At 61.4% G+C, this 26,451-nt stretch carries 25 protein-coding genes and 5 pseudogenes; 20 read left to right on the top strand and 10 right to left on the bottom strand.

Features of this window, described 5'->3' with window-relative positions:
- The first annotated feature begins 105 nt into the window (after positions 1–105).
- The 4 genes from AZG88_RS39755 to AZG88_RS39740 all read left to right on the top strand — a co-directional run bounded on the left by AZG88_RS39755 (position 106) and on the right by AZG88_RS39740 (position 3,517).
- Entirely contained in the window at positions 106–1,362 is a 1,257-nt protein-coding gene (locus AZG88_RS39755) for an aromatic ring-hydroxylating oxygenase subunit alpha (protein WP_197488016.1), read from the top strand.
- Positions 1,363–1,370: 8 nt separating this feature from the next.
- Positions 1,371–1,886: an aromatic-ring-hydroxylating dioxygenase subunit beta gene (locus tag AZG88_RS39750; protein ID WP_061700790.1), complete on the top strand. Its 516-nt coding sequence runs from the start codon at positions 1,371–1,373 to the stop codon at positions 1,884–1,886.
- Between the two features lie 65 nt (positions 1,887–1,951).
- On the top strand, positions 1,952–2,296 hold the full coding sequence (locus AZG88_RS39745) for a Rieske (2Fe-2S) protein (protein WP_061700789.1): 345 nt from the start codon (positions 1,952–1,954) through the stop codon (positions 2,294–2,296).
- A 3-nt stretch (positions 2,297–2,299) separates the two neighbouring features.
- Positions 2,300–3,517 carry an NAD(P)/FAD-dependent oxidoreductase gene (locus AZG88_RS39740; protein WP_061700788.1) on the top strand — a complete coding sequence of 406 codons (1,218 nt, stop codon included), beginning with the start codon at positions 2,300–2,302 and terminating at the stop codon, positions 3,515–3,517.
- Positions 3,518–3,670: 153 nt separating this feature from the next.
- Here AZG88_RS39740 and AZG88_RS39735 read toward each other — a convergent pair whose 3' ends face one another.
- Positions 3,671–4,444, bottom strand: coding sequence for an IclR family transcriptional regulator (locus tag AZG88_RS39735; protein ID WP_156517732.1), 774 nt, complete (start codon positions 4,442–4,444; stop codon positions 3,671–3,673).
- Positions 4,445–4,677: 233 nt separating this feature from the next.
- On the opposite strand from AZG88_RS39735, the gene AZG88_RS39730 reads away from it, so the two are divergent.
- The 15 genes and pseudogenes from AZG88_RS39730 (at position 4,678) to AZG88_RS39660 (ending at position 18,593) form a co-directional block, all read left to right on the top strand.
- Positions 4,678–5,127 carry a hypothetical protein gene (locus AZG88_RS39730; RefSeq protein ID WP_061700786.1) on the top strand — a complete coding sequence of 150 codons (450 nt, stop codon included), beginning with the start codon at positions 4,678–4,680 and terminating at the stop codon, positions 5,125–5,127.
- Positions 5,128–5,208: 81 nt separating this feature from the next.
- Positions 5,209–6,456 (top strand): M24 family metallopeptidase, encoded by a 1,248-nt coding sequence (locus AZG88_RS39725; protein ID WP_061700785.1) that lies wholly within the window; start codon positions 5,209–5,211, stop codon positions 6,454–6,456.
- Positions 6,457–6,584: 128 nt separating this feature from the next.
- Positions 6,585–7,334 carry an enoyl-CoA hydratase/isomerase family protein gene (locus AZG88_RS39720; RefSeq protein WP_331712317.1) on the top strand — a complete coding sequence of 250 codons (750 nt, stop codon included), beginning with the start codon at positions 6,585–6,587 and terminating at the stop codon, positions 7,332–7,334.
- Positions 7,331–8,428, top strand: coding sequence for a CaiB/BaiF CoA transferase family protein (locus AZG88_RS39715; protein ID WP_061700783.1), 1,098 nt, complete (start codon positions 7,331–7,333; stop codon positions 8,426–8,428). The genes AZG88_RS39720 and AZG88_RS39715 overlap by 4 nt, the downstream gene beginning before the upstream one ends.
- An 869-nt stretch (positions 8,429–9,297) precedes the next feature.
- A complete protein-coding gene (locus AZG88_RS39710) occupies positions 9,298–10,164 on the top strand; it encodes a cyclase family protein (protein WP_231914358.1) in 867 nt (288 codons plus the stop codon).
- Between the two features lie 84 nt (positions 10,165–10,248).
- Positions 10,249–10,581 carry a putative quinol monooxygenase gene (locus AZG88_RS39705; RefSeq protein WP_061700782.1) on the top strand — a complete coding sequence of 111 codons (333 nt, stop codon included), beginning with the start codon at positions 10,249–10,251 and terminating at the stop codon, positions 10,579–10,581.
- Between the two features lie 95 nt (positions 10,582–10,676).
- On the top strand, positions 10,677–11,816 hold the full coding sequence (locus tag AZG88_RS39700) for an XdhC family protein (protein WP_061700872.1): 1,140 nt from the start codon (positions 10,677–10,679) through the stop codon (positions 11,814–11,816).
- Between the two features lie 85 nt (positions 11,817–11,901).
- A complete protein-coding gene (locus tag AZG88_RS39695) occupies positions 11,902–12,318 on the top strand; it encodes a molybdenum cofactor biosynthesis protein MoaE (RefSeq protein ID WP_231914357.1) in 417 nt (138 codons plus the stop codon).
- 37 nt (positions 12,319–12,355) lie between these two features.
- Entirely contained in the window at positions 12,356–13,417 is a 1,062-nt protein-coding gene (gene moaA, locus AZG88_RS39690; RefSeq protein ID WP_061700780.1) for a GTP 3',8-cyclase MoaA, read from the top strand.
- A pseudogene (locus AZG88_RS39685) lies at positions 13,410–13,669 on the top strand (MoaD/ThiS family protein). Before moaA ends, AZG88_RS39685 begins: the two are co-directional and overlap by 8 nt.
- A gap of 60 nt (positions 13,670–13,729) precedes the next feature.
- Positions 13,730–14,371, top strand: a complete 642-nt coding sequence (locus tag AZG88_RS39680; RefSeq protein ID WP_061700779.1) for a DsbA family oxidoreductase — start codon at positions 13,730–13,732, stop codon at positions 14,369–14,371.
- 143 nt (positions 14,372–14,514) lie between these two features.
- Positions 14,515–15,069, top strand: a complete 555-nt coding sequence (locus tag AZG88_RS39675; protein WP_061700778.1) for a YceI family protein — start codon at positions 14,515–14,517, stop codon at positions 15,067–15,069.
- Between the two features lie 498 nt (positions 15,070–15,567).
- Positions 15,568–16,341 carry a fumarylacetoacetate hydrolase family protein gene (locus AZG88_RS39670; RefSeq protein WP_061700777.1) on the top strand — a complete coding sequence of 258 codons (774 nt, stop codon included), beginning with the start codon at positions 15,568–15,570 and terminating at the stop codon, positions 16,339–16,341.
- Between the two features lie 387 nt (positions 16,342–16,728).
- Positions 16,729–17,958 (top strand): aromatic ring-hydroxylating oxygenase subunit alpha, encoded by a 1,230-nt coding sequence (locus AZG88_RS39665; protein ID WP_061700776.1) that lies wholly within the window; start codon positions 16,729–16,731, stop codon positions 17,956–17,958.
- Entirely contained in the window at positions 17,955–18,593 is a 639-nt protein-coding gene (locus tag AZG88_RS39660) for an aromatic-ring-hydroxylating dioxygenase subunit beta (protein WP_082833587.1), read from the top strand. Before AZG88_RS39665 ends, AZG88_RS39660 begins: the two co-directional genes overlap by 4 nt.
- 62 nt (positions 18,594–18,655) lie before the next feature.
- On the opposite strand, the gene uvrA is transcribed toward AZG88_RS39660, so the two are convergent.
- The 7 genes and pseudogenes from uvrA to AZG88_RS55860 form a co-directional block, all read right to left on the bottom strand.
- Positions 18,656–20,689 (bottom strand): excinuclease ABC subunit UvrA, encoded by a 2,034-nt coding sequence (uvrA, locus tag AZG88_RS39655; protein ID WP_442971770.1) that lies wholly within the window; start codon positions 20,687–20,689, stop codon positions 18,656–18,658.
- A pseudogene (locus tag AZG88_RS55875) lies at positions 20,690–21,229 on the bottom strand (sigma-70 family RNA polymerase sigma factor); the annotation flags it as partial.
- 413 nt (positions 21,230–21,642) lie between these two features.
- The gene (locus AZG88_RS55870; protein WP_082833585.1) at positions 21,643–21,993 is read right to left on the bottom strand and encodes a class II aldolase/adducin family protein; all 351 of its coding nucleotides are present in this window, start codon (positions 21,991–21,993) and stop codon (positions 21,643–21,645) included.
- A 606-nt stretch (positions 21,994–22,599) separates the two neighbouring features.
- Entirely contained in the window at positions 22,600–23,208 is a 609-nt protein-coding gene (locus AZG88_RS39645) for a TetR/AcrR family transcriptional regulator (protein ID WP_061700772.1), read from the bottom strand.
- A gap of 108 nt (positions 23,209–23,316) precedes the next feature.
- Positions 23,317–23,817, bottom strand: a pseudogene (locus AZG88_RS51045) (transposase); the annotation flags it as partial.
- On the bottom strand, positions 23,757–24,014 hold the full coding sequence (locus AZG88_RS55865) for a CocE/NonD family hydrolase C-terminal non-catalytic domain-containing protein (RefSeq protein WP_156517740.1): 258 nt from the start codon (positions 24,012–24,014) through the stop codon (positions 23,757–23,759). The pseudogene AZG88_RS51045 and the gene AZG88_RS55865, both read right to left, overlap by 61 nt.
- A 25-nt stretch (positions 24,015–24,039) precedes the next feature.
- Positions 24,040–24,204: pseudogene (locus tag AZG88_RS55860) on the bottom strand (CocE/NonD family hydrolase C-terminal non-catalytic domain-containing protein); the annotation flags it as partial.
- A gap of 171 nt (positions 24,205–24,375) precedes the next feature.
- Between AZG88_RS55860 and AZG88_RS39640 the strand changes: the two are divergent.
- Positions 24,376–24,717 (top strand): annotated as a pseudogene (locus AZG88_RS39640) (TetR/AcrR family transcriptional regulator); the annotation flags it as partial.
- On the opposite strand, the gene AZG88_RS39635 reads toward AZG88_RS39640, so the two are convergent.
- Together AZG88_RS39635 and AZG88_RS39630 are read right to left on the bottom strand one after the other, a co-directional pair.
- On the bottom strand, positions 24,683–25,501 hold the full coding sequence (locus AZG88_RS39635) for an SDR family oxidoreductase (RefSeq protein WP_061700770.1): 819 nt from the start codon (positions 25,499–25,501) through the stop codon (positions 24,683–24,685). The pseudogene AZG88_RS39640 and the gene AZG88_RS39635 overlap by 35 nt on opposite strands.
- A 43-nt stretch (positions 25,502–25,544) precedes the next feature.
- A complete protein-coding gene (locus AZG88_RS39630) occupies positions 25,545–26,399 on the bottom strand; it encodes an alpha/beta fold hydrolase (protein WP_061700769.1) in 855 nt (284 codons plus the stop codon).
- Positions 26,400–26,451: the final 52 nt, after the last annotated feature.

Raw genomic sequence — 26,451 nt, 5'->3', positions numbered from 1 at the left:
TGTCGTCTCGTACTCGAGATGCAGCCGCCCGTGCTGTGCAGCGATCGACCGTTGCCCGACAGGCGCAATCCGCTCACGATCTCACGAGCTTCGGAGGACCAACCAGTGACTAGCGTGAAACCACTCGAGGGAACATTCGCGGGGTATGTCGATTACGATCAAGGCTTGGTCGACCGGCGCATCTTCTCCGACCCCGACATCCATCGCATCGAGATGGAACGAATCTTCGCTCGCGCTTGGCTCTTCATGTGCCATGAAAGCCAGATCCCGAACAAGGGAGACTTTTTCCAGACCTACATGGGCGAGAACAGCGTGATCGTGACCCGAGCCGCTGATCAGTCGGTGCAGGTTCTACTCAACCATTGCATGCACCGGGGAAACACCGTCTGCAAGGCGGACTCCGGCACCGTGTCGTCGTTCATGTGTTCCTACCACGGATGGACCTATGACCTGACCGGGAAGTTGGTCGGCGTTCCAGGATTCAAGAATATTTACGACCGACAGCTGGACAAGGATAAATGGGGACTGCGCAAGGCCGCGCATGTTGAGAGCTATCGCGGTTTCGTGTTCGCCACACTCGATCCGGAAGCGCCGAGTCTTCGCGAATTTCTGGGCGCACCTGGCGTGCACATGATCGACACTCTCGCCAATTTCGGTGACATGGAAGTCATTCCAGGAATCATCAAACACCGACTTCAGTGCAACTGGAAGTCGGCTATGGAGAACGACCAGGACTACTACCATGTCGGCATCAGCCACGCCTCGCTTTTCGACTCGATCGGAGAGGCGATGGATGACGTGAACCAGGGGTACTGGGAGGATCAAGACGGCGAGATTATCCGGGGTGAGTACGGCCATGTCGCCGACACGATTCCGGAACACAACCACGCCAACGTTTTCCCTCACATGTGCATGTTCACCAACCTCCTCCAGGCGGTCGTGATTCGTCATCCGAGGGGCCCCATGGAAACCGAACAGTGGTACTTCTCGTTCGTCGACAAGAACGCCTCTGAGGAAGAGAGGCGCGCCATTCTGCAGCGGAACATCATGAGGTTGGGCCCTGGCGGTGTCATCGAACAGGACGACGGCGAGAACTGGGAGCTGAGCACTAAAGGCGCGGCTGCGCCGGCCATGCGCAACGTTCCGGTCAACTATCAAATGGGCGTCGGTAACGGTGAACTCGTTCAGGAGAGCGAGTTGGGCTTTCCTGTCATGAAGGCTCGCCGGACCAATGAGGAATACGCGCGGTGGCAGTACAGGGCCTGGGCGGACTGGATGGACGCCGACAGCTGGCAGGGTCTCAAAGCCAACCACGCGCATCCGGACCACCCTGAAAAGCTTCCAACACCGTTCGAAAGGTAGGCCAGGGCATGGCAATGCTCCTGAATGCGCAGACACAGTACGAATTAGAGCAGTTCTACTACGCCGAGGCTGCGTGCCTTGACGAAGCGCGTTACACCGATTGGCTGGCGCTGTTTACCGACGACGCGCGGTACTGGGTGCCAGTTCGACAAACCAGGCTCACGGGTCAGCTCGATGAAGAATTTACAAAGCCTGGTGAGATCGCCCTGTTCGACGATGATATGGACACGCTGGGTATCCGGGTCAGGAAGCTGCAAAGCGCATACGCCTGGGGTGAAAATCCGCCTTCGCGAACGCGGCACATGTACTCGAATATCCGTGTCACCGCGCGCGATGAAGATTCGTTGACTGTCAACATGAACTTCACCTTCTACCGCGGTTACCTTGCGCAGGATGCTGACTGGTGGGTGGGCCGGCGTGAAGATGTTCTTCGCCCTCACGAGGACAGCTTCAAGATCGCGCGGCGCCACGTCTTCCTTGATCAGACTGTGATCCTATCGAAAAACATGAGTCACTTCTTCTGAAGGCGTGGATGAGCTCGTGCGTAACGAGCCGATTTACTTAACTATTGAAGTGGAAAGGACCGGTCATGTCCCTCAACCAGTGGACAAAGGTCGCAGCCGTCGAGGATGTACCCGAGGGCGAAATGATCGGCGTCAGCGCCGGTCAGGTGAAGATCTGCCTCGCGCGGATCAAGGGCAAATACTACGCGATGAATGATATTTGCTCGCATTTCGCAACGCGACTGAGTGGGGGTGAGCTCTACCCCGACCAACTCGAGGTCGAGTGCCCTCTGCACGACAGCAGGTTCAGCTTGGTCGACGGCAGTCCTCATGAGGTACCGGCCGAGGAGTGCGTTGACGTTTACGCGGTAAAAGTCGAAGGCGAGGAGATCCTTGTCGGTCCGCGCGAGCCCAGAGCAGACAGCGACTGACTGATGCGACAGACGATTGCAATTGTTGGCGCCAACCTGGCCGGTGGACATGCCGCTCGAACCCTTCGCGCCGAAGGTTTCGACGGGGAAATCCAGCTGATCGGCTCCGAGCCGCATCCTCCTTACGAACGCCCGGTGCTGTCGAAAGAAGTTCTTCTGCGGCAATGCGAGCCCGAGCGCGCGTACCTTCAATCGGCCGATGTGTGGTCTCAACAAGACATTACGCTGCGGCTGGGTACGACTGTCGAGCGCATCCGACCAACGGAACGTGAACTCGAATTGTCCGGCGGCGGCGCTATCCGCGCCGACAAAGTTCTGCTGTGCACCGGCGGGCGGGTGCGGCGACTCGATATCCCTGGCTCCGACTTGGAGGGAGTCGAGTATCTCCGGACCATCGAGGATTCCATTGCGATTCGCGAACGGCTACGTCCCGGCGCTCCCGTGGTCGTCATTGGAGGTGGGTTCATCGGCGCCGAAGTAGCTGCATGCGCCCGCGAATCCGGATGCGTAGTCACGCTTCTCGAGCATGGGGACGTGCCTCTTTCTCGGGTTCTGGGTCGCGAGATCGGACTCGCCCTTACCCGCATCCATCGCGAAGAAGGCGTCACCGTAGCGACGAATACGTCGGTAGCGCGCATTGAAGGCAATAGGAGCGTCACTCACGTGGTGACGACGGAGGGCGATCGCATCGAGGCCACGCTCGTCGTAATCGGAGTTGGCATCGATCCGGCTGTGGAACTCGCGGCCCAGGCGGGCCTCGACGTCGACAATGGCATCATCGTCGACGAGTTCTGCCAGACGTCCAATCCAGGCATCTACGCCGCGGGAGATGTAGCCAATCACCCCAACGGCATCCTCGGAGAACGCGTCAGACTGGAACAGTGGCAGAACGCGGCTAATCAAGGGGCGGCCGCCGCACGGTCCATGCTGGGCAGGCAAGAGAAGTTCTGTGAAGTCCCGTGGTTCTGGTCGGACCAGTTCGATGTCAGTGTGCAGATGGTCGGACGCCCCTCGGCGGAAGACGCCATCGTGTATCGCGGCGACCCCGAGTCCAGATCGTTCAGTGCATTTTTCGTCCGCGACGGAGCCCTGCGAGGTGCGGTGGGCGTGAACAGACCACGGGACGTCAAGCGCACCACGGCCTATATCGCCTCCGGCCAGACCGTGGACTCGGCGAAGCTTGCGGATGAGACCGTCGACTTGCGAACGATCGGCCTGTGAGAACTCATGTTTCGTTCGGTCGTCCGCCCCTTCCGTAGTATCAGACCCGGCCGTGAGTCTCCAGTGAACGCCGGTTGGGACATGGCGAAGTGCGGCGAACCTCGGCGGCATTGTCCAGCGCCACTGAGGAGGCAACGGGAGGTGGCGGTCAGGCTATCGGGTAGCAGTGGAGCCGACGTGCCGATCGGGCACCGCCCCTCCCGTCCGGGAGGTGATGCGCGCCGCCGCATCCCGAATCGACAACCCCACCTCCGTGAGGTTGTCCCAATCCAAATCACTCGAGAAGGCGAGAGTTACCAGCGCCAGCTTCGGACATCCGTCAGGTCCGAACACTGCCGCCGAGGCGCCGCTCTGAGCAAGGTTGAACTGGCGGATGCTGGCCCCGTACCCCCGCTCGCGAACGAGGGCAAAGAGTTCGGCAAGCTGATCGAGTTCCACCGCGGTGAACTCGGTGAAGCGCTCCACCCGCCGACGTCGCGTCACCTCGACGAACTTTTCCCATGGTCGATAGGACCAGAAGGCATGCATGAGGCCAGGCGCAGAGAACGGAAATCTGTCGCCGACATCGACTGTGACGCGAACGCCCCGGCCCGGATCTGCGACAGCGACGACCGTATAGCCGCCGGACCCCTCTTCTCGGGCGGCAAAGACCACGTAACCCAAACGCTTGCAGAGCCGATCGATCTCCTCCTGGACAGCGGTGTCGATCAATTCGTCGCTGAGGCCGGCGAGAGTCGACAGTCCGGGCCCCAAGGTCCAACCAGACCGGTTCCCGACATTGTTGACCCATCCGGCCTGCTGAAGGGTCGCAAGAATGTTGTAACAGGTGGAGCGATTCAAACCGAGTTCATTAGCCAAAGTTCCAGCCGGAACAGCGTGCGGAGCTTCAGCCGCAAGACGCTCAATCATGCGAATAGCAGCACTCACCGCGGGTACCTCGGGCACAGCCCCTCCTTGACGGCATCGTCGCTCCCGATACAAAACGGACGTTACCGGATTGTCCTCTATGGAGGACGTGAAGTGCAACTCTGTCCGCAAACGCGTGACAGTAGGCACGCTCAACCCTTGACCCGGGAGGCGACCAAGAATATCTTGGTGACAAGACAATTAGTCTCCTCCAGAGGTCAACTTGCAACCCATGAAAATCGGAGGTACAGATCATGATCTTCCACGTTTCCATTCCTGCGGACGACACTCAGCGTGTTGCCAAAGCCATCGCCGAAATCTGGGGTGGGAAAGCGTTCCCTTTCCCGCCGTGGCCCGGAGCATGGATCGCGATGGCGGGTGACGACCGAAGCACGACATGCGAGGTCTACCCGCGTACGCAGACCATGGCACCGGGTGAGGGACTTGACGGTGCGGTCGGGCCCTTGCTAGACGAGTCGCCGTCCAAGTATGTGGCGTTCCACTTCGCGACCGCGACAGACAAGACCGAGGACGAGATCGTTGCGATCGCGGAGCGTGAGGGTTGGCGGGTCCGGCGGTCCCCGCGGGGTCCGCTCTTCGACGTCATCGAGTTCTGGGTGGAGGACCGGCTGCATGTCGAGGTGCTCACCAAGGAGATGCAGGCCGACTACCTGAAGAACGTGAATTTCGAGATGTGGGACTGACCCACAACGGGCGCCCACGAAGCCGACATCAGGCAACTCCGTGGCGAGTCGTGAGATAGCTGAAATACGAAAGGCAGCATCGTGAATTACTCGAGAGTTGAAGCCTATCCGCCGACCCTGACCCTGTCGGAGCGTGATCGGCGGTGGGGCTTGCTGCGCGAGATGATGCGCCGCAACGACGTGGAGTGTTTGCTGGTTCCTCCGGCCCCGTTGAGGTATCCGGCAGACACCTACTTCACCAACGACCTTCCTGGCTCCGCCGTGATTCTTCCCTTGGAAGGCGATCCCGTTGCGATCCAGCGAGGCGCCTCGGTGGCGGGATCCTGGCTGCAAGCACAGGAATGGGGCGAAGCGACCTGGATCGAGGACATGCGGTTCGGGCCTCGAGCGCCGACGATCGTCTCGGTGTTGAAAGAGCGCGGGCTTGCCGAATCCCGAATCGGGACAATCGGGATCCTCAGCGGCCCGAACCTGCTGCCATACGGATGGACGCCGCAACCGATGTGGTCCTACATCCAAGGCGAGTTGCCGAATGCGACGTTCGTCGACCTGCTCGACGAGTTCACGCAGATCTGGCTGGTCAAGAGCGACGAAGAGCTCGTGCTCTTCCGTCACGCCTCGAAACTGGCGGAGCAGGCCTGCGAGGTGATGCTGGATGTCACCAAGCCGGGTGTCAGTGAAGTGGAAATCTACTCGGCAGTTCTCCACGAATTCCATCGCAACGGTGCGAGCATGGCTCACGACCTCTTTGTTCACTCCGGGCCGGACAACCTCAGCTGGGACGCTCCGCGATGGCTGTATCGAACTCAACCGCCGCGGATCGTCCAGGAAGGGGACATGGTCCTCGCCGAGATGATGCCCGCGGTCGGAGGGCTTGAAGCGCAGGCTCAGATGTGTATCGCGGTCGGGAACGTCGCCGAGCCGTTCCACCGCGCAGCCCAGGTGGCCCGAGAATCCTACGAGCGCGGACTCGAGGCCATTCGTCCCGGCGTGAAGTTCGGCGAGGTTGCCGATGCCATGGACGAACCCCTCAGGCGTGCCGGCGCATGGCACTTGACCCCATTGATCCACAGCCTCACGCCCCTGACGATGGTGGGCCCCGTGACCGAGCGGAGCGACAGCAGCCTCACGGACCGATTCCGTCAGGTCACGGAACTTCCGGGCACGGACCTGGATGTGGTCCTCGAGGCGGGAATGACGATTCAACTCGAGCCCGATGCTGTGTTCGGACGACATCAAGTAAACATCGGGGGCAACGTCATCGTGACCGACAGCGGGTCAGAGGAACTGAACTCCCTTCCCACGGAACTACGCTTCGCGAGTTTCTAATCCCGGCTAGCCCAACTGGCGGAGCATCCGAACTCCACACCGCCGTCCACGCCCGACGCCATCGACCAACCAGCACAAGGAGCCCCGCACACGCCATGAGCGATCTCGAGTACGACATCACCGATCACGTGGCCACGATTCGGCTCAATCGTCCCGAAAAGCGCAACGCGTTCACCCTGCCCATGGTCGACGCGTGGGCCGACCGATTGATCGAGGCGCAAAAGGACCCTCAGGTGCACGTCATCGTCGTCACGGGCGCGGGCCGCGGGTTCTGCTCAGGTATCGACCTGTCCTGGGTCGAGGACCACGACCAGAGTCCGCTCGAATTCAAACAAGCCTTGACCGAGCACATCCACCGCGTCCCACTCGCCCTCGAATCCGTGGACAAGCCTGTCATCGCGGCCATCAATGGCGACGCGATGGGTGCCGGTTTGGACATGGCGCTCATGTGTGACCTGCGTCTGGCATCGACCGAGGCGCGCATGGCCATGTCCTACGTCAAGGTCGGTCTCGTTCCCGGTGACGGCGGATGTTGGCTGTTGCCACGGCTGGTCGGCCTACCTCGTGCGCTGGAGCTTTTGTGGACCGGCGACATGATCACCGCCCAGAGGGCGGAGCAACTAGGCATTCTCAACGCGGTCCACGAGCCCGAGAAGCTCCTCGACGCAACATACGAGCTCGCGGGCCGCTTGGCGGCCGCACCACCGGTGGCGGTGCGCATGATTAAACGGGCGACGTATCAATCACAGCGGATGGACTTTCGAACAAGTTTGGATCTGATCTCCTCGCATATGGGTGTCGTTCGCAGCACCGACGATTCGGTGGAGGCGTACAGGGCTTTCGCTGAAAAACGCACGGGGGAGTTCGCAGGCCGATGACAGCTCTCGATGGACTCCGAATAGCGGACTTCTCCCGCATCCTGGCCGGGCCAATGGCGACCATGCTGCTCGGCGACCTGGGCGCCGAGGTCATCAAAATCGAACGACCGGGCGGCGGCGACGACACCCGATCCTGGGGGCCGCCGTACGCAGCGGACGGCGGTGCCACGTATTTTCTTGGAGTAAACCGGAACAAACGAAGCGTCGTCCTGGATCTGGCGACCCAGACAGGACGATGGCGCGCCCAAGACCTCGCGGTCGAGAGTGGCATCGTGGTGGAGAATTTCCGACCAGGGGTAATGGACCGGCTCGGCCTCGGATACGACGAGCTCGTCGATCGTCGCCCGGATTTGATCTACTGCTCCATCAGCGCCTTCGGTTCCGGCGAAGGGGCCCATCTGCCGGGCTATGATCTGATCGTTCAGGCAGTGGGCGGGTTGATGAGCATCACCGGCTCCCCAGATCAGGAGCCGCAGAAGGTCGGCGTAGCCGTGGTCGACGTAATTACAGGGCTCTTCGCGGCCCTCGGAATCGTTGCCGCCGTGCGGCATCGTGAGCGCACCGGCGAGGGACAGCACATCGAAGTCGACCTGTTGAGCTGTGCCCTCGCCGCGCTGACCAATCAGGCCGCCGGCTACACCGCTGGAGGTGTGGTGCCGCAACGAATGGGCAATCAGCATCCGTCCATCGCACCTTATGAGACGTTGCCGACCGGCGATGGCGACCTAGCTGTTGCCGTCGGCAACGACAAGCAGTTCCACGACCTGTGTGTGGTCCTCGAAGCCCTCGAGCTCGTCGGCGACCCCCGGTTCGGTTCCAACACCGCGCGTGTCGAGAACCGAGGGGTTCTGCGGAAGGAGCTGGTGACGAGGCTCTCTCGGCGTGATGCGGGGGAGTGGGCGAAGCTGCTTAATGATGCCGGGGTGCCCGCAGGACCGGTGAACGACATCGCCGGAGCGTTCGACTACGCACATGCCCTTGGACTGCAGCCGACTGTCGACGTCGGCGGGATCAGTTTGACGCGGAATCCCCTTCGTATGGCGCGCACACCAGTGCGTTATGTGCTGCCACCGCCCCGGCTGGAGGGCGACTAGCGTGCCGGCCAGGACTTGAACCGGCAGTCCTACCGCCCCGGAAGTTCCTGCGCTTTCACGCCTTGCTGCAGCGAGGACGACCACCTTCCGAAGGCCACTACAGGCCCCCGAGTAGATCGTTAATTCCTATGAACTCACGCGAAAATGGTAAATGGCGCCAGCGGCGCCGCGCCGCATGGGCCGAGGGCAATCGCACGCGCAAGCATCGCGATACCGAAGCAGCGCGCCTCATCGAGTTCGCCAGTATGTGGGCACCCTACGGTGGTGCGAACGAGGAAGAGATCCTCGTTCACTTCGGAATGTCGCGGCCCCGGTTCATCGAGCGTTTGTGGCAGGTCCTGCCTGAATCGAACTGCGCTGGAGAAGAAATACGCAGTTTAGCGAGCACATACTCTGCACCCCAGGACGGCGGACAATCCTTACCCCGTTCCGCCAGTCGCGCGCCGGGTCGCATGGATGGAGCGGGCGGCCGACGATCCGACAGATCTCGGGGCAGGTAGGCGGACGGACCGGAGCACCCGCCTCACGTAGCAGCGAAATGTAAAACAGCCGGATTGTGAAACAGCCGTGGTGCAACGACATGTCTCGACGGCGCTCTTCCTTCGGAACTGTCGTCGGGCGTGCTCCGACGATCGCACCATCGACTTCGCAACCGACAACATCGAGTACAAAATGCCGACGCTTAGCAGCTGTCGGATCCGAGTGTCACGTCGGAAACTACCTATCTAGTGAGCGTTCTTACCAGGCAACAGGAGACAATCGTGGAACACCAGAGCGTAGTGGAGAAGGTTGCGGCGCGGACAGCAACACCGGGCAAAGTCAGCCGCAGTCCCTTCGGACCCGATGATCAGATCGGGATGCTGAATCTGATGACTGACGAGTCACGGGCCGCAGCCTGGGCGGCAGCAGATCCGACCACGATGTACGACATCTCCGTCGACTATCACGTCGGGATGCCGTCGTGGGCCGGCATGGGCGACCCGACATACCAGATCTGGATGTCGCACACCCCGCAGGGCAGCGTCAACGAGAACGTCCTGGGTCTCGGCGAGGAGCAGAATCACCACGTGACCTACTCCGGTGACTGCATCACGATGTACACCCACACGGGTACACATCTCGATGCACTGAATCACTTCGGCCTGGACGGGATGGTGTGGAACGAGGTACGAGCAGATCAGGATCTCGGCAGCCGGCACTGGCTGAAGAACGGTGCCGAGCAGTTTCCGCCGGTGATTGCGCGAGGTGTTCTGCTCGACGTCGCCGGCGCGGCCGGAGTGGACGTGCTGCCCGACTCGCACCGGATCACCGCCGACGAACTCGCGTCGGTGATGGAGCGTCAAGGGACCGAGGTGCGTCCGGGAGATGTTGTCCTCATCCGCACCGGACGTATGACTCTGTGGCACGACGGATCCCGATACCTACAGAACGAGGCGGGGCTCGACCGGGAAGCGGCTGCGCTGCTCGCCGAGGCGGGCGCGATGATCATCGGTGCTGACAACGTCGCACTCGAGGTGATGCCCAGCGTCGATCCGGCCAACTGGCATCCTGTGCACACGTATCTCCTGGGCGAGTGCGGAATCCCGATCATGGAGAACGCCTACCTGGAGGAGATCGCCGATGCGCGACTCTGGGAATTCGTGATGGTCGGGGCCGGCCTCCGTCTGCGCGGCGCGACTGCGTCTCCCCTGCGCCCGTTGCTCTTCCCGCTCCGCGCGGCGACAAGTCTGGCGTGATCTCGGAATGGTCGTCGAGTTCTCCCTGTGCGCGCCGACATTTGCAGGATGTCGAATCGAATCTGCTGTGGAAGGAAGTCAGTAATGGAGAGTTCTGACCGTCCCATCATCGGTGTGGTGACTCTTCGCCCGCTCCCTGGACGAGAGAAGGACGTCGAGCAGGCGTGCCGCGATGCAGTTCACGCAACGCACGAGGAGTCGGGTTGTCAGAGGTTTGCACTTCACCGCCTCACCACTGAGGGTGGCGGGCTCGCCATCATCGAGAAGTGGGCCTCGTCGCAGGCACTCGAAGAACACTTGCAGAGCCCGGCTTTCGCGCGGCTCGGCGACGTGCTCAACGACGCACTCGTCGGCCCGCCGGAGTTCATTTCTCTCGATCCGCTGGTCGAAGGCGACCCGGTCCTCGGAGTGATCTGACGGACCAGGTCCGGTAGGAAGTGTGGCACCAATGATTGTGGAGCAGAGGATGAGTAGGGCTCGTGCCAGGGAGGTCACTGGTGGAGGAGGGCGTGATGCGTGACATTGTCGACCAGTTGATCGGCTGGCACGAGGATGAAGTTCCGTTCGCTGTTGCCACCGTGATCCGCACGTTCTCGAGCGCGCCGCGGGGAGTCGGTGCTGCCATGGCAGTCTCGGCCGCGGGGGAGGTGGTGGGAAGTATCTCCGGTGGCTGCGTCGAGGCGGCCGTCGTCGGCCTTGCAGAAACGGTCCTCGCCAGCGGTGTTCCGGTCCACCAGCGGTTCGGGGTTTCCGACAATGACGCCTTTACCATCGGCCTGACCTGTGGCGGAACCATCGATGTGTTCATCGAACCGGTGACACACGAGATGGGAATCTACCTGAAAGAGATCCGGAACTCGGTCGACACCCACACACCGACCGCAATGGCGACCGTCATTGCGGGCGACGTGCCTGCCGGTCGCCACATCCTGCTTGTGAATGACACGCTCGAAGGCACCCTGGGATCCGAAGAGCGCGATCGTGTCGCACGGAGGGAGGTTGTCGGTGCGCTGCATACCGGCGCCGACGGCGTTGTCCGATTCGGGGGAGCAGGGCAGGATTGCGTCGGCGACGTGACGCTGTTCGTACGCACCTTCACCCCGCCGCCGCGCATGATCGTGTTCGGTGCTGTCGATTTCGCGGCTTCGCTCGTGCAGATAGGCAAAATGCTCGGGTACTTCGTGACGCTGTGCGACGCTCGCGCGACGTTCGCGACCCGGGCACGGTTTCCTGAGGCCGACGAGATAGTCGTCGAGTGGCCGCACCGGTATCTCGATACCGTGACGGTCGACGAGCGCACCGTTCTGTGCGTGTTGACTCACGACACCAAGTTCGACATCCCCGTGCTGAAGAGGGCTCTTCGGCTCCCCGTTGGGTATGTCGGCGCCATGGGTTCACGACGCACTACCGTCCGCCGTGAAAACGAACTACGTGAACAGGGTCTGACAGACGTCGAACTGGCGCGGTTGCACGCACCGATCGGCCTCGACATCGGCGGACGGACACCCGCCGAAACGGCGGTCTCGATCGCCGCCGAGATCATCAGCGTCCGGGAAGGACGTTCCGGGTTCAGTCTCAAAGACGGTGACACTGCGATCCATTCGGATCCGGGAGCGGTGGATCCGACGCTGCCGTTCATGGTCGCTGTGTAGATCCAGGGCTTACGGCGAAACTTCATTGTCAACAACAGTGCTTATGAACTGAATCGGAGATGTGTCGGACGTGAGGGGATACGAGTTGCTGGCCGCTGTGTCGGCCGAATCGCTCGATCCGGTCGAGGTGACTGCGGCTGTCGAAGGTCCTGAACACGGTGCAGTGGTGGTGTTCACCGGAGTGGTCCGGGACCACGATCAGGGCCGTGCCGTCAGCGCACTCGAGTACAGTGCACATCCCGAAGCTGAGCACTTCCTGAGCCGTTGCTGTCGGCAGATGTCCGCCGAGTCGGGCCTGCCTGTCGCCGCGGTCCATCGAGTTGGGTACCTGACCATCGGTGATCTCGCCTTGGTTGCAGCGGTCGCGGCTCCTCACCGGGCGGAGGCATTCGCCGTCTGTGCCGAGTTGGTTGAACGAATCAAGCACGATGTGCCGATTTGGAAGCGGCAGCGCTTCGACGACGGGTTATCCGAATGGGTTGGCTCGAGCGGCTGTTCATAGGCCGCGTCACCACACGTGCGATCAAGAAGGAGATACCGTGACCGCAGTGGACATGGGTATTCCGGTGATGCCCGATGTTTTCGCCGAGCGAGTGCCCGCACGCCCGGACAATCAGGAACTGATCGATCGCTTCGGGCGCACCGCTCGGGACCTTCGAGTCTCGATCACGGAAAAATGCTCGCTGCGCTGTACCTACTGCATGCCCGAAGACGGGCTTCCGGCGATTCCCCACGAGCGGCTGCTCACCGCGGACGAAATCATCCGGCTCGTGACCGTCGCGGTGCAGCACCTCGGGATCCGTGAGGTTCGATTCACCGGGGGTGAACCGCTCATGCGCCGCGACCTCGAACAGATCGTCGCCGGGTGTATACGTGCCGTGCCGGGTATCCCGCTGGCGATCACCACGAACGCTGTGGGACTCGCGCACCGTGCCCACGCCTTGGCGGATGCCGGACTCTCCCGAGTCAACATCTCACTCGACTCGGTCGATCGCGCCGTGTTCACACGGCTGACCCGACGCGATCGCCTCGAATCGGTTCTGGAGGGTATCCGCGCAGCCAAAGCAGCCGGGTTGGGGCCGGTGAAAGTCAACGCCGTACTCATGCCGCAGACCGTGGACGGTGCGGCCGAGCTGTTGGCATGGTGCCTCGACGAGGGCATCGAGTTGCGGTTCATCGAGCAAATGCCGCTCGATGCCGACCACATGTGGGCCAGGGCGAAGATGGTGGCTGCGCAGACACTGCTCGACGCGCTCGCCGCTCGTTTCACGCTCACCGAGATCGGGCGTGAGGATGCGTCGTCGCCCGCCGAACGGTGGGAAGTCGATGGCGGACCGGCCACAGTCGGCATCATCGGATCGGTGACACGATCTTTCTGTTCCGATTGCGATCGCACCCGTCTGACCGCCGAAGGGACGGTGCGCGCGTGCCTGTTCAGCGATCGGGAAACCGACCTGCGGGTGGCGCTGCGTAGCGGCGCGAGCGACGACGAACTCGCCGAATTGTGGCGCGGCGCAATGTGGAACAAATGGGCCGGTCACGGCATCGCCGCGGTGAACTTCACTCCGCCGGAACGAAGTATGGGAGCAATCGGTGGATGAGACGGTGACGGGAATTGAAGTTCGATACTTCGCAGCCGCCGCAGACGCGGCTGGTGTTGACAAAGAAATCGTGTCGCTGCCGCTGACGACAGATCTTGGGTCGTTGAAGGCGGCGCTGATCGAGCGGCACGGCGAGAAGATGGCGAGGGTGCTGTCGGTAGCCGGGTTCCTGGTCGATTCGGAACTGACTCGCGATCTTGCCTGCATAGTGGGCCGGTGGTGGACGTACTACCTCCCTTCGCGGGTGATTGAACGCGCCATGGTGGTCAACCACTGTCTGGTCGATCCGGTCTAGAAAACGCAGGAGGAGTAGTGGAGAACATCCACATCGATGTTTGGATGGATCTAACCTGTCCGTATTGCTACATCTGGCAGAAGCGCCTGAGAGGCGCTCTCGCGGCCGAAGGCGTAGCAGAACGGACGAGTATCACAGTGCGTTCGTACGAACTGGACCCTGAAGCCCCGGTGGTCGCTACACCGGCAGCAGTAAGGATGGCGGCCCGACGAGGACTCACTCTCCGCGAAGCCCATCAGGTCGAAGGTAAGTTCAAGGACATGGCGACCGCGGAGGGACTGGACTATGACTCGGATCGGCTACGCGGAAACACCGGCAACATCCATCGGGTCAATCAGTATGCACGGGAGGCCGGGAAGGATTTCGAGTTGTTCACCCGCTTGCAGGAACTAGCCTTCACCAGACGAGCGAACCCCTTCGCGACAGAAGAGTTGGTCAGAATCGCGGTGGAAGCCGGCTTGGACGAAGCCGGGATCCAGAACGCCCTGATCAACCCGAGCATCGCTGTAGCCGTCGAAGAGGATCGGGCTAGCGGTGCGACCGTACGTCTTCAGGGGGTGCCCCACACGGTCATCAACTCGACCATAGCGCTCCCGGGCATGCAATCGACCGAGGACCTCCGAACAGCACTACGCGAAAGGCGTCACCAGACACTGTAGGCATTCCCACACGACGGAGAGGGCCTTGCTCCGGTCGGTGGACGAGCCATTCTGTGCCTCTTCTGGGGCAACTCCAATTTTCTTCTCGCTGCACCCATACACGTTCCGTTACCAATGACGAAACCGATCACAGAGGAAAACACATGACCACTGCTGCCCTTTCCCTCCCCGGCCTGAGCGTCGGAACCTGGACCATCGACCCCACCCACTCGACCGTCGGATTCGTCGTCCGGCATCTCGTCGTGAGCAAGGTCCGTGGCACGTTCAACGACTTCACCGGTGCGATCACGGTCGCCGAGGACGGCACCCTTTCAGTACAAGCGCAGATCCAGGTCGCGTCGATCGGCACGAATAACGAACAGCGCGACGGCCACATCAAATCTGCCGACTTCTTCGACGTCGAGCACTTTCCCGTCGCCACCTTCGTCTCGACTGGCGTACGTGCCGAGGGGTCGAACCACGTCGTCGAGGGTGAGTTCACGCTCCACGGCATCACAAAGCCCGTCGAATTGGCGCTCGATTTCGCCGGCGTCAATCCTGGAATGGGGAATGGCCCCGTCGCCGGATTCGAGGCCACCACCACCATCAACCGCAAGGACTTCGGCATTAACATCGAGATGCCGCTCGAGGGCGGCGGAGTAGTTGTCGGAGAAAAGATCACCATCAATCTGGAGATCGAGGCCGGTCTAACAGACTGATCGATTCTCGCGCTGACAGACTGGGCACGAGGAACACCCGCAAGGTGCTTGCCGCATCGTTTTGCCAAACCGCGCAACACATTGCGAACCGAGAAGCGAAACTCACTACCGGCCATTTGAAGAGAAGTCGATGATGGCGATCGTCACCAGGGTCACGCTTCGCGCGGAGGGCGTCCACCAATGGGACAGGGTGATGTACGCCCGGCTCGAGGTTGCGCGAGAGAAACCGGGGTGGGTGTGGCCCAATTGCTCCAGGACTGCGCCGCGGAATCGACCTGGTTCGAGGTAGTGGAGAACGCCGAGTAGTCAGTCCGAACTGTTCTGGCCCAGGCCGGTCACGTACACGAGTAGTTCGGACTATTGCGATACGTGACCGGCCGCAGTTGGGCGGGCGCTTCAGCCGCGTCCAGCACCTTCGACGTCATCACCAGTCTCGGACAACTGGTCCCGCCAGTCGACAGCCGGTGGTAGATACCCCGCACAAAAAAGGAACGCCCTATGAAGTACGCCCGCATCGCAGTCGACGGAACACCCACGTGGGCCATCGTGCACGACGACACCATCGAGCTCATGGACGGAACACCCTACAACGGTGGCCGGCCGACCAAAGCCCGGCTTGCGCTGGCGGACGTGCACCTGCTTGCCCCGGTGACACCCTCCAAGATCTTCTGCTTGGGAAGGAACTACCGGGACCACCGTACCGAGATGGGCTACGCACATGACAGCGTACCGTCAGTATTCATGAAGGGACCCACGACCGTCATCGGGCCGGGCGACGACATCGTACTGCCTCCGTCCCACCTCAGTACACACGTCGAACACGAGGCCGAGCTGGCGGTCGTCATCGGTAAGCCTGCTCGATTCGTGAGCGCTGACAAGGCGTTCGAGTACATCCTTGGCTACACCTGCGTCAACGACGTCAGTGCACGCGATCTGCAGCGCAGCGACCCACACCCGACGCGCGGCAAGGGATTCGACACGTTCTGCCCAGTGGGCCCGTGGATCGAGACCGACCTCGACCCCAGCAGCGGCGTTCGGCTGCGATGCAGTGTGAACGGAACCCTCCGGCAGGACGGGTCGACAACGGATATGACCTACGGTATCCCTTTCCTGATCGAGTACCTCACCAGCTTCGCGACCCTTCTTCCGGGCGACCTCGTGATCACCGGTTCTCCCGGAGGAACCGCACCAATACAGGCAGGCGATCACATCGAAATCGAGATCGATGGCATCGGCACACTCACGAACGGCGTAGTCGCCCACCGCCCCTGACAGACCGCCCGGCACAACGGGGTCCTCTCGTCTGGATCCTCTTTTCGAGTTCGCATCGCTCAATTGCGAAGAAGGTCAACGCCGCAGCAACGTTCGGCCATGGTCAGTCTTCTCCTCACCCTTACCCTCGACCACCACATCGACGTGATCGACATGCGCTATACGGGCATTGACAGGTGAGGTGACGAAAGGGCCTGCGCGGGCCTTCGTTGAGTCGAACGGCAGCCGTTGACGAGAGTGACCCAGACTACTAGTCTCGTATCTACTACATCATGTCCTTAATGAAGGACTTACCCGTCTTGGGCTTTCCCTCTCCGGAGTTAGAGCGCTACCCGGAGAACGCAACCAATGCATCATCAGATCCCGCCCCGCAACGGAGGAACATCCATGACGACCCTAGGACAGGCGACGGGTTCATTTACGCGGTTCGTCGACCACGAGAATGGACTCATCAGCCGTGCGATCTACTCGGATCCCGAGATATACAAGATCGAGATCGAGAAAATATTCTCGAGGGCGTGGCTCTTCATGTGTCACGAAAGCCAGATCCCGAACCCGGGCGACTTCTTCCAAACCTATATGGGCGAGGCAAAGGTGATCGTCACTCGTGCGAAGGACATGTCTGTCCAGGTTCTCCTGAACACCTGCATGCACAGGGGAAACTCTGTCTGCAAAGCTGACTCGGGCAACACCAAGACGTTCATGTGCACCTACCACGGCTGGACTTATAACCTCGAAGGGAAGCTGGTAGGCCTTCCCGGAGCCAAGGATCTTTACAACGGGACTTTCGACAAGAGCGCTTGGGGCCTCCGAAAAGCTGCACACGTCGGCGACTACCGCGGGTTCATCTTTGCCACTCTCGACCCTGCTGCTCCCTCACTTGACACCTTCCTGGGAGCCCCCGGGAAATTCATCATCGACCAGCTCGCCGGCCGTGGCGAGATGAAGGTTCGCCCTGGCATCATCAAGCATAGAATGCGAGCCAATTGGAAAGTTCCGATCGAGAACGACTCGGACTACTACCACCCCGCGACCACGCACGCGTCCTACGTCACTGAATTGGGCTCGACGGTCGACGAGATCAACGGTATGTTCTGGGCCCAAGAAGGACGAATTGTCCTAGGCGAGTACGGCCACGTCGCTGACACTCTGAATGAGTACGATCATTCGACCATCTTTCCGCACATGACACTACTCACCTCATCTCTGCAGATCTTGGAGATTCGCCACCCCAAGGGCCCAATGGAGACGGAGAACTGGTACTTCTGCTTCACCGACGTGAGCGCCTCTGACGAAGAACGTGAAGGCGCGCGCATGAATCAACTGCGGCGCGTCGGACCAGCCGGCCTGATCGAGCAGGACGATGGCGAGAACTTCGAGCTGAGTACGCGAGGTACCGAGACCGCGGTAATGCGTGACGCGCCTTTGAATATGAGCATGGGCCTCGGACTCGGGGAGATGATCGACGACGAAGAGCTGGGCTTTCCAGTTATGCAGTCGCGCTACACCACCGAAGCCTACGTCCGCTGGTCACGTCGCGCGTGGGCGGACTGGATGAATGCAGCGGACTGGCCCAGCCTGATAGCGAGCCATACCCTACCTGGAGAGGCGCGGTGACCGAAATTATGTCAACACCATCGAACAGCAGTGCGACGAAGTTCCCGTCGATCGTCCCGCCGCAGCCGGACTCTACGGAGGAAGTAACTCCTGTAGTCCCGCAATATATTCCGCCGCCGATACCTTTGATTTCCGCAGCGGAGCAACACGAGATCGAACAGTTCTACTACTACGAGGCAGCCCTTTTGGACGCACACAAGTTCGCCCCGTGGGTGGACTTGTTCACAGATGACTGTCGCTACTTCATGCCGGTCAGGCAAACTCGACTGACCGGTCAGCTGGACGAAGAGTTCAGCAACAAGCCCGGCGACATGGCCTTCTTCGACGATGACAAAGAGCTACTCACTTTTCGCGCAAAAAAGCTTGAAAGCCAGTACGCATGGGGGGAAAATCCACCCTCCCGAACAAGGCATCTCTTCACCAACATCCGCGTGGTCGACAAAGACGACGACACAATCCAAGCGCACAGCAACTTCGTGTTCTATCGAGGTTCTTACGAACGCCACACTGACTGGTGGGTCGGTCGACGGGAAGACGTCCTGCGGCGGGAGAACGGCGGACTGAGGATCGCCGGCAGACAAATTCTTCTAGATCACACCGTGATTCTCTCGCAGAATATGAGTCACTTCTTCTGAGAGATGCTTCGCTACGATCAACTCCCGCATCGGGTCCCGGCCGGGCCGACGCCGTAATGTCGTCATCCCGGCCGGCCTGTCAGAGCTGGCCGAAGGTACTTCCCAGTCTGGGAATCCTCCACTGATGCGAGATCTTCGGGGGTCCCACACCCGATCACCGTTCCGCCGCGCCGACCACCCTCAGGTCCGAGATCGATTACCCAGTCGGCACAGCGGATCACGTCGAGATTGTGTTCGATCACCACGACGGTGTTGCCCTTCTCGACCAAGGCCTGGAGCAACTCCAGCACCCGGTACACATCCTCGAAGTGCAGACCGGTCGTCGGTTCGTCCAGGATGTACAGAGACTGCCCGCGGGTGCGACGCTGGAGCTCCGTCGCCAGTTTGACTCGCTGTGCCTCACCGCCTGAGAGGGTCAGTGCGCTCTGACCGAGAGCGAGGTAGCCGAGACCCACTCGGTCAAGGGTGGTGAGGTAGCGGGAGATGATGCCATGCGACTCGAAGAACTGCGCGGCCTCGGCTATCCGCATCTCCAACACATCTGCGATGGATCTGCCCTTGAACCGGATGTCGAGTGTGTCCCGGTTGAACCGTCGTCCACGGCACGTTTTGCACTCGACGTGAACGTCGGGAAGGAAGTTCATCTCCACCGTGGACGTGCCCTCTCCGAGGCAGTCCTCGCAGCGGCCGCCCTTGACGTTGAAGCTGAATCGCGCGGGGGTGTATCCCCGGACTTTCGCATTAGTGGTCTGCGCGAACAATGTCCGGATTTTGTCGAACACACCCGTGTACGTTGCTGGGTTCGATCGCGGACTTCGCCCAATGGGTGACTGATCGACGTGAACGACCTTGTCGAGGTGTTCCATTCCGCGTATCCGGGTGTGTCGGCCGGGGCTGCGTTGGGCGCCGTTGAGCGTGTTGGCGACGCTGTTGTAGAGGATGTCATTGACCAGTGTGGACTTACCAGATCCGCTGACGCCGGTCACCGCCGTGAACAGTCCGAGTGGTAGGTCCACGGTGACGTTTCTGAGGTTGTTCTCCCGCGCACCCTCGATGCGCAGGATCCGAGACCGGTCGAAAGGGCGACGCTGCGTGGGTGTGGATATCGATCTCCGACCGCACAGGTAGTCCGAGGTGATCGAATTCCTCGCGGACAGAAGGTCTGCGACCGTCCCGCTGTGCACGACCTGTCCACCCGCGACGCCGGCTCCGGGCCCGACGTCGACGACCCAATCCGCGGACCGGATCGTCTCCTCGTCGTGTTCGACAACCAGGACGGTGTTGCCGAGATCTCTCAGCGACTCGAGGGTCGAGATCAGTCGAGCATTGTCGCGTTGATGAAGTCCGATACTCGGTTCGTCGAGGACGTAGATCACCCCGGACAGTCCGGCGCCGATCTGCGTGGCAAGCCGAATACGCTGTGCCTCAACGCCCGACAACGTTCCCGCTGCACGACTCAGTGTCAGATAGTCGAGTCCGGTGTCGAGCAGGAACTGGAGACGCCCCAGCAGTTCGGGGAGCAGGCTTTCAACGATCGCGGCGTCCCCCACCGGTAGTTCGAGCGTCCGGAGGAACGCCGTTGCTGACGCCAGGTCCATAGCGCTCACTTCGGCGATGCTCCGTCCGCCCACGGTGACGGCGAGAACCTCCGGCGCGAGGCGTCGCCCATGGCAGGCCGCACACGGCGCCTCCCTCAGGAACTTCGTATACTTGGCGCGCTGCGTGTCGGACTCCGCTTCCGCGTACTTGCGCTGGAGCCACGGCGCCAGCCCCTCGTAGCGGGTCGCATACGTTCGGTCCCTGCCGAAGCGCGTGCGGTATGCGACGGTGAGATCCGATCCGGTTCCGTGCAGTACGACCTTCCGTATGTCGTCGTCGAGGTCTTGCCACGGCGTCGTCAACGAGAACCCCACGTCACGCGCCAGGGCCTCGAGGAGCCGTTCGAAGTACACGCGGCCGGCGCGTCCCAACTGGGCCCAGGGCAGGAGAATGCCGTCCCCGACGCCTAGCTCCCGGTCACCGAGAGCACGCTCCGGGTCGACTGTCACATGACTGCCGATTCCCGCGCACGCTTGGCACGCGCCATCCGGGGTCACATCGAGCGCGACGGCCAACTCGTCGATCCGGGGCGCGCGGCCGAGTTCGACCGTCATCTCCCGTTCGACTTGGCTGAGCTTGTTGATCACTTCGACCATGTGCACCGGCACCCGGATGACCCGGCCTTGATCGGCGAGCGCGCGGGAAATCGACTGCTTGATCCACCAGGTTGCGTACGTCGAGAACTTGAAACCCTTTGTATAGTCGAACTTCTCGACTGCGCGAATCAAACCGAAGTTGCCTTCCTGGATAAGGTCGAGGAAAGGCAGTCCGCGTCCGGTGTAGCGCTTGGCGATCGCCACGACGAGTCGGAGGTTGGCGCACACAAACGTTGACTTCGCGCGGACGCCATCACTGGCAATCCCGGCCAGATCCCGACGAAGCCGCGGGTCAATCGAAGTCTGTCGACTGCGCTCCTTTTCCAGCTTGTACGCCGCGTACAGGCCGACCTCGATCCGGGCGGCGAGGTCGACCTCACCTTCTGCAGTGAGGAGGGGGACCTTGCCGATCTGTTTGAGGTAGTCGCGAATTGGATCCACTGAGGCAACCGATTGTGTTGGTTTACAGCCGCCCTGAGCTGTTTGCTCACGTTCTCGGTCGCGTGGCGTTGAGACGTCACCCTGGTCGTCGAGATCCTGATCGTTATGCTCTCCGCCTCTGACGCGGGATTCTACGCCATTCACCACTGCCACTTATCGCCCTTCCGTGACGATCGCTTGTGGCATCGCGCCAGGTCAGGCGCGGAGAGGCCAAGCATCCAACGAGACTATCGGCATCGTCCGTGAATCGCGTGTCAAGCAGGCTCGGAGTCCCGGGACCTGCAAACATTCCGTCGACTACGCGGTTCATCGCCTATATCCGATAAGCGAAATAATATCACCGTCGCGACGGACATTGCGCGTCTCGTGTATCGCAAATCACGCGGGTGTCCACGCGAGAGGTTCCACCAATGTCACCACATCCAGCACTGCCCCTGGTCGCAGCGCTTTGTAACCAGCTGTTCATGCAGGCCAGTGGTGCTCGATCTTCCACCGCTACCACTGTCGCTCATTGGTCTCGACGCCACGACAAGCGACCGCGGCTCGATACCAAAAGATCGTAACCAGCGGCGGTGCACGAGATACCCTCCGCCGCTGGACAACAACGATACCGCGGTCGCCACGGGGGAGTGCGTGTGAACTACTGCGGTAGCGTCGTTCTTGGTATGGCATGCGAGGCTGGACGGCAGCACGGCCGTGGATTTCAGCGAACCGTCGATTATCGGGCCGTCCCCTTCGAGCATGACCACGTCGTCGGCGGTCATCCCGACTTAGTCGGTCCCGCTCGCATACTCAAACTTTACGGAAGCCGCTGCAACGGTGACGATATCATCAAGGGCTATGACTGTGCGCGGCAAGCAGGTCGAGTGGCTATGCGACGTGTGGATGCGGGCGAACGCCGTGGGAATGCCAGCTTTGCTCGAAAATGATGAGATTGCACCGTCGTATGTCGCTTCGGATCCTATAGGCAACGACAGCAGGAGCTCTCCCAGTAGTCCGCGCGCATAGTCCACCGCCGAGCCGCCGATCCGCGGTCGATGCTCCAGGGTGAGCGGTTTGACGTGATACCTGTCATGGGGGCGGGGGCTCTCACTGACCCTCCCAACCAGGGCGGACAGTTCACTGGGTTGGCGGATGGTGTGGCGGGTGCCCACGGGCACTTTAGCGCTGCCCACGGACAGGTTTCGTGACCGCGACTAGATTGCCGTCCACGCCGAGCCCGCCGCGGACCAGGGGAGCGCGGGCACGGGGAATCTGATTCGTTACCAGCCTCACAAAGGCGGCGGTCGTCTACGCACTACTCGTGGAGGTGGGATCGGAAGGTCGTGTAGAGGCAGCGGCGCTCGGATCTCTTGAACACTGACATGTCACTATGACCGAACTGACTGGCGTCGTGTGAGCGTCGCGTTGGTTGCGGCCTCCGCGGTCATCATGATGAATTCACGCCTGTGTGCGTCCCGATCGTCGCCGTTGGAAGGAGGTGGTGAAAAAAGTCGGTCGGCGGTTTGTAGGGCCATCCAGCCGTCGACGAGGGTAATCACGGATATTAGAAGTTCCTGGGCATCGCTATCGGAGAGCTCGGGAAGCGCCTCTTGCGCGTTCGCGACTAATATCCGCGCATGGATTCGCCTGGACTCCTCGGCAACAGGTGCGTCGAGTTCAAGTCCTTCCCATAACATTAAACGTGCGAATGTGGGGTGTGAGAGTTGGTAATCAAATCTGCGACCGGCGTAGTCGGCGATGGCGGACGTCCCGCGTCCTGACAGTTCGACCGCGGTCAGCGAAGTCGTCAGTTCATTCTCCAAAACAGCGCTGAAGAACGCTTCCTTCTTGCCGAAGTACTGGTAAATGCGTTCCTTGTTCACCCCGGCGCTTTCGGAGATTCGATCGACGCGGGCACCCGCCAGCCCGAACGCACTGAACTCAGCGGTGCCAGCCCTCATCAAAAGCCTTTTAGTTCGTTCGGTATCCCATGCCACGTGCGTATCTTACGGACAACGCATCGATCTGGGGTGCAGTCCATGCGGGTGGTGTACGAGGGTCGTCGCGTGACTCCTTGTTGGTGAGTCAGGCAGTCACGGCCGGTGTCACCTCCTCGGTGGACTCGGTGCTGCTGTCGATGGGCCGTCGTTGCGGGAGCGGGCCAGATCGTCCAGGCCGAGATAGCGGCGCCATTCGATCCACTCGTCGTGTTGTTTGGGCCAGGACCGCACAGACGAGCAGGATCAGGGCGGTACGATCCGGGAAGATTCCGACCACATCGGTTCTCCTGCGGATTTTCTTATTGAGGCGCCCCTGCGGATCGTTGCTCCAAATCTGTTTCCAGATCTGGATCTGCTTGGAAATATGCTGAACGCTAACAAGTCCGGTCGTGCTGCGTCGAGGTGGTCGGCGTTCGAAAACTTCTACGAAAGTGCGCCGATGATTCGAACATACTGGGTGTGACCAGAATACGAGTCGGCTTGGTCGTAGACAGAATGCAGAAACGTCTGCTCCCGAGGCTTTGGTTCCTTCCGGGTCACCGTGATCAGGTTCGTCGAGTAGTGGATTCGGCACCTGTGCCACGAGGTGCCCGGCAGGGTCCCACCTTGTTTAAGTGGCGATGACCTGGAGTAAGAGGTGAGAGGGGTGGAGAGCTGGCGAATGGTCTGGCGTGCGATGCGGAACTTGCTGGCGTCTTCGACTTCCGTGTCGGTGTGGGGTTGCGGTCCCGACGGGGGAAGTTGCTGGAGCTCACTTGCACTCGAAGACGATGGCCGGCCTGACGACAATGCAGGTCGACCACAGGCCGATATCGGCCTTGTTGACGCGGTCAGCCTCAGTCGTCCGCGGGTGATCCCGTCGAAGATGTTGGCCGAGACGCCGTTTTCGTCGACATTACAGAGTGTGACCACCCAGTCGGTCGTGGGTCCGTCGGTGGCGGCGTAGAGTTCGGCTGCTACCTTGCCGGTGATCTTGAGGTCTTCTGTCAGCACGGGAGTCGAACACAAACATATCGCGGCGACTTTGGACGGTTGCCTGGTCTATCGGTCCGGCCGGGAACTGAACGGGCATGACGAGGTTGCCGCCGCACGTCGGTACTGGGTCGGCGGGGTCAGAGATGAAGTTGCTGTGCGATTGCTCGTCGGTGAGCCGGCCGACGGGGGTTCACGTCGGTCACCGTCGACGACCTCACCGAACGCTTGCGGTGCTCGAAGGCAACCCTCTACAGCGTGGCGTCGACGAAGGAGCAACTCGTCATCGCCGCCACCAAACACTTCTTCGTCGCCGCGGCCGAGCAGATCGAAGATGCGGTCGCGAATGAGTCGGATCCCCGCAAGCGGATCACCACCTACTTGGGCGGTGTCGCGTCGGCGATGCGCCGCAGCTCCCGGGCGTTCTACGACGCAGGCAACGTCGGTCAGCAGTGCCACTGCTGCGCCCGCGGCGGGGCAAGAGTGATACGAGGTGAGGTCAGGTGGTCACTGCGGCGAGCAGTTTGTCGGTGATCGCTGTGGGCGTTATTGCTACGGCGAGCTGTTGGACGCGGCTGGCGGTGTCGAGGATGTAACGCCGTTTGGGGCGCGGCGAGGTCAGAGCGTGGTGGACGGCCGTGGTGACGCGTTTCGGAGGAGCTGCGATCTTTTGCATTCGACCCAACAGGGTGCGGCTGCCGGCGAGGTGCGCTGCATAGAGTTCTCTGTTTTCTTGGCTCAGCTGTGCGGTCATGGCGTCGTAGTCGTCGAGCATTCCCTCCCACATGTCGGTACGGATGGGTCCGGGTTCGATCAGTGAGACGGGGATCTTCCATGGACGCAGTTCGATTCTCAGTGCGTCACCGAGGGATTCGATCGCGTACTTCGATGCGCTGTACGCGCCGGTGCCGGGGGTGGTGATCAGGCCGCTGACCGAGGACATGAACACGATGCGGCCGTGTGCTGCTCGGATCGCCGGCAGGACGGCTTGGGTGACGGCGATCTGCGAGACTACGTTGACGTCGAGTTGACGGGAGAGGTCCTCGATCGGCAGGCCTTCGACCGGTCCGCTGACGATGATGCCGGCATTGTTGACCACGGCGTCCAGCCGTGCTGGAAGGTGTCGTGGTAGTGCCGCGATCGCCGTTCGATCGGTGATGTCGAGGGGGACCGCGTGGACGTGGTGCAGCTGGTCGAGGCGGGCGAGTGCCGACTCCGAGCGGGCGGTTGCGTAGACGGTCCACCCGGCTTCGCTCATGCGGTGGCAGATGGCCAGACCGATGCCTCGGCCGGCTCCTGTGACGAGTACTGAGGGCATGCGTTTTTCTCCGATCCAAAAGGGCGTGTGTACCGAGAGGTGTTCAGGGACCGAGGAACTCGACGGCGACGGGAGCGAACTTGTCGTGGTATTGGAAGATTCCGCCGTGGCCGGAGTCGGGGTAGATGATCAGTTCGGAGCCGGGGATGCGGCGTCGTAGATCTTCGGACAGTGGGGTGGGGACCATGCGGTCGTGGTCGCCGTTGGCGATGAGGGTGTCGGCGGTGATGCGGGACAGGTCCGACGGGGCGGAGCGCCCGTACTTCTCGATGGCGGCGAGTTGTGTTCGCAGAACGGATATTCCGACGGCTGTGTCGCGGTCGGTGCTGCGTTCGTGGAGTCGCCCGATGAATGCCTTGGCGGCGGTCTTGCCGGCTGGGTTGCGGTTGAAGAACAGGAACTCTTTGGGGTCGGCCCGCACGAGCGTTGCGCGCAGAATGTCGACGTAGGTCGTTCGGGAGACCTTGTCGATGTCCTTGCCTCCGCGTGGTCCTGTTCCGGTGAGGATGAGCTTGCGGACCAGGTGCGGGTGCTCGAGGATCAGATCTTGGGCGATGAAACCGCCCATCGAGAAGGTGAACAGGTCGACTGTGTCGAAGCCGAGCGCGGTGATGAAGGTGTAGGCGTCGGCGGCCATCGCCTCGATGGTGTCCGGCACCTTCCCTGTGGACGCGCCGACACCGACGTTGTCGAAGGTGACGACGTGACGGTTCCGTGCGATCGCGTCGACGATCCGGGGGTCCCAGTTGTCGAGGTTGGCGGACAGGTGGACGAAAAAGACGACGGGGATGCCGCCTTTCGGTCCCAATTCGCGGTAGGCGTAGGTGTTCCCGCCTGCGGTGATGGTCTTTGTCGGGGCTGATGCGTAGGCGGCGGCGGGACTGCTCTGGGTGCTCATGGGGGTGTTCTCCGGCGATTCGCTGGGTTCAAGCGGTGGGCAGGGTGATGAC

Origin of the sequence: Rhodococcus sp. LB1, from assembly GCF_001583455.1 — a bacterium.
Lineage (GTDB): Bacteria > Actinomycetota > Actinomycetes > Mycobacteriales > Mycobacteriaceae > Rhodococcus_F > Rhodococcus_F opacus.
This window is presented reverse-complemented; position numbering and strand designations above follow the sequence as displayed.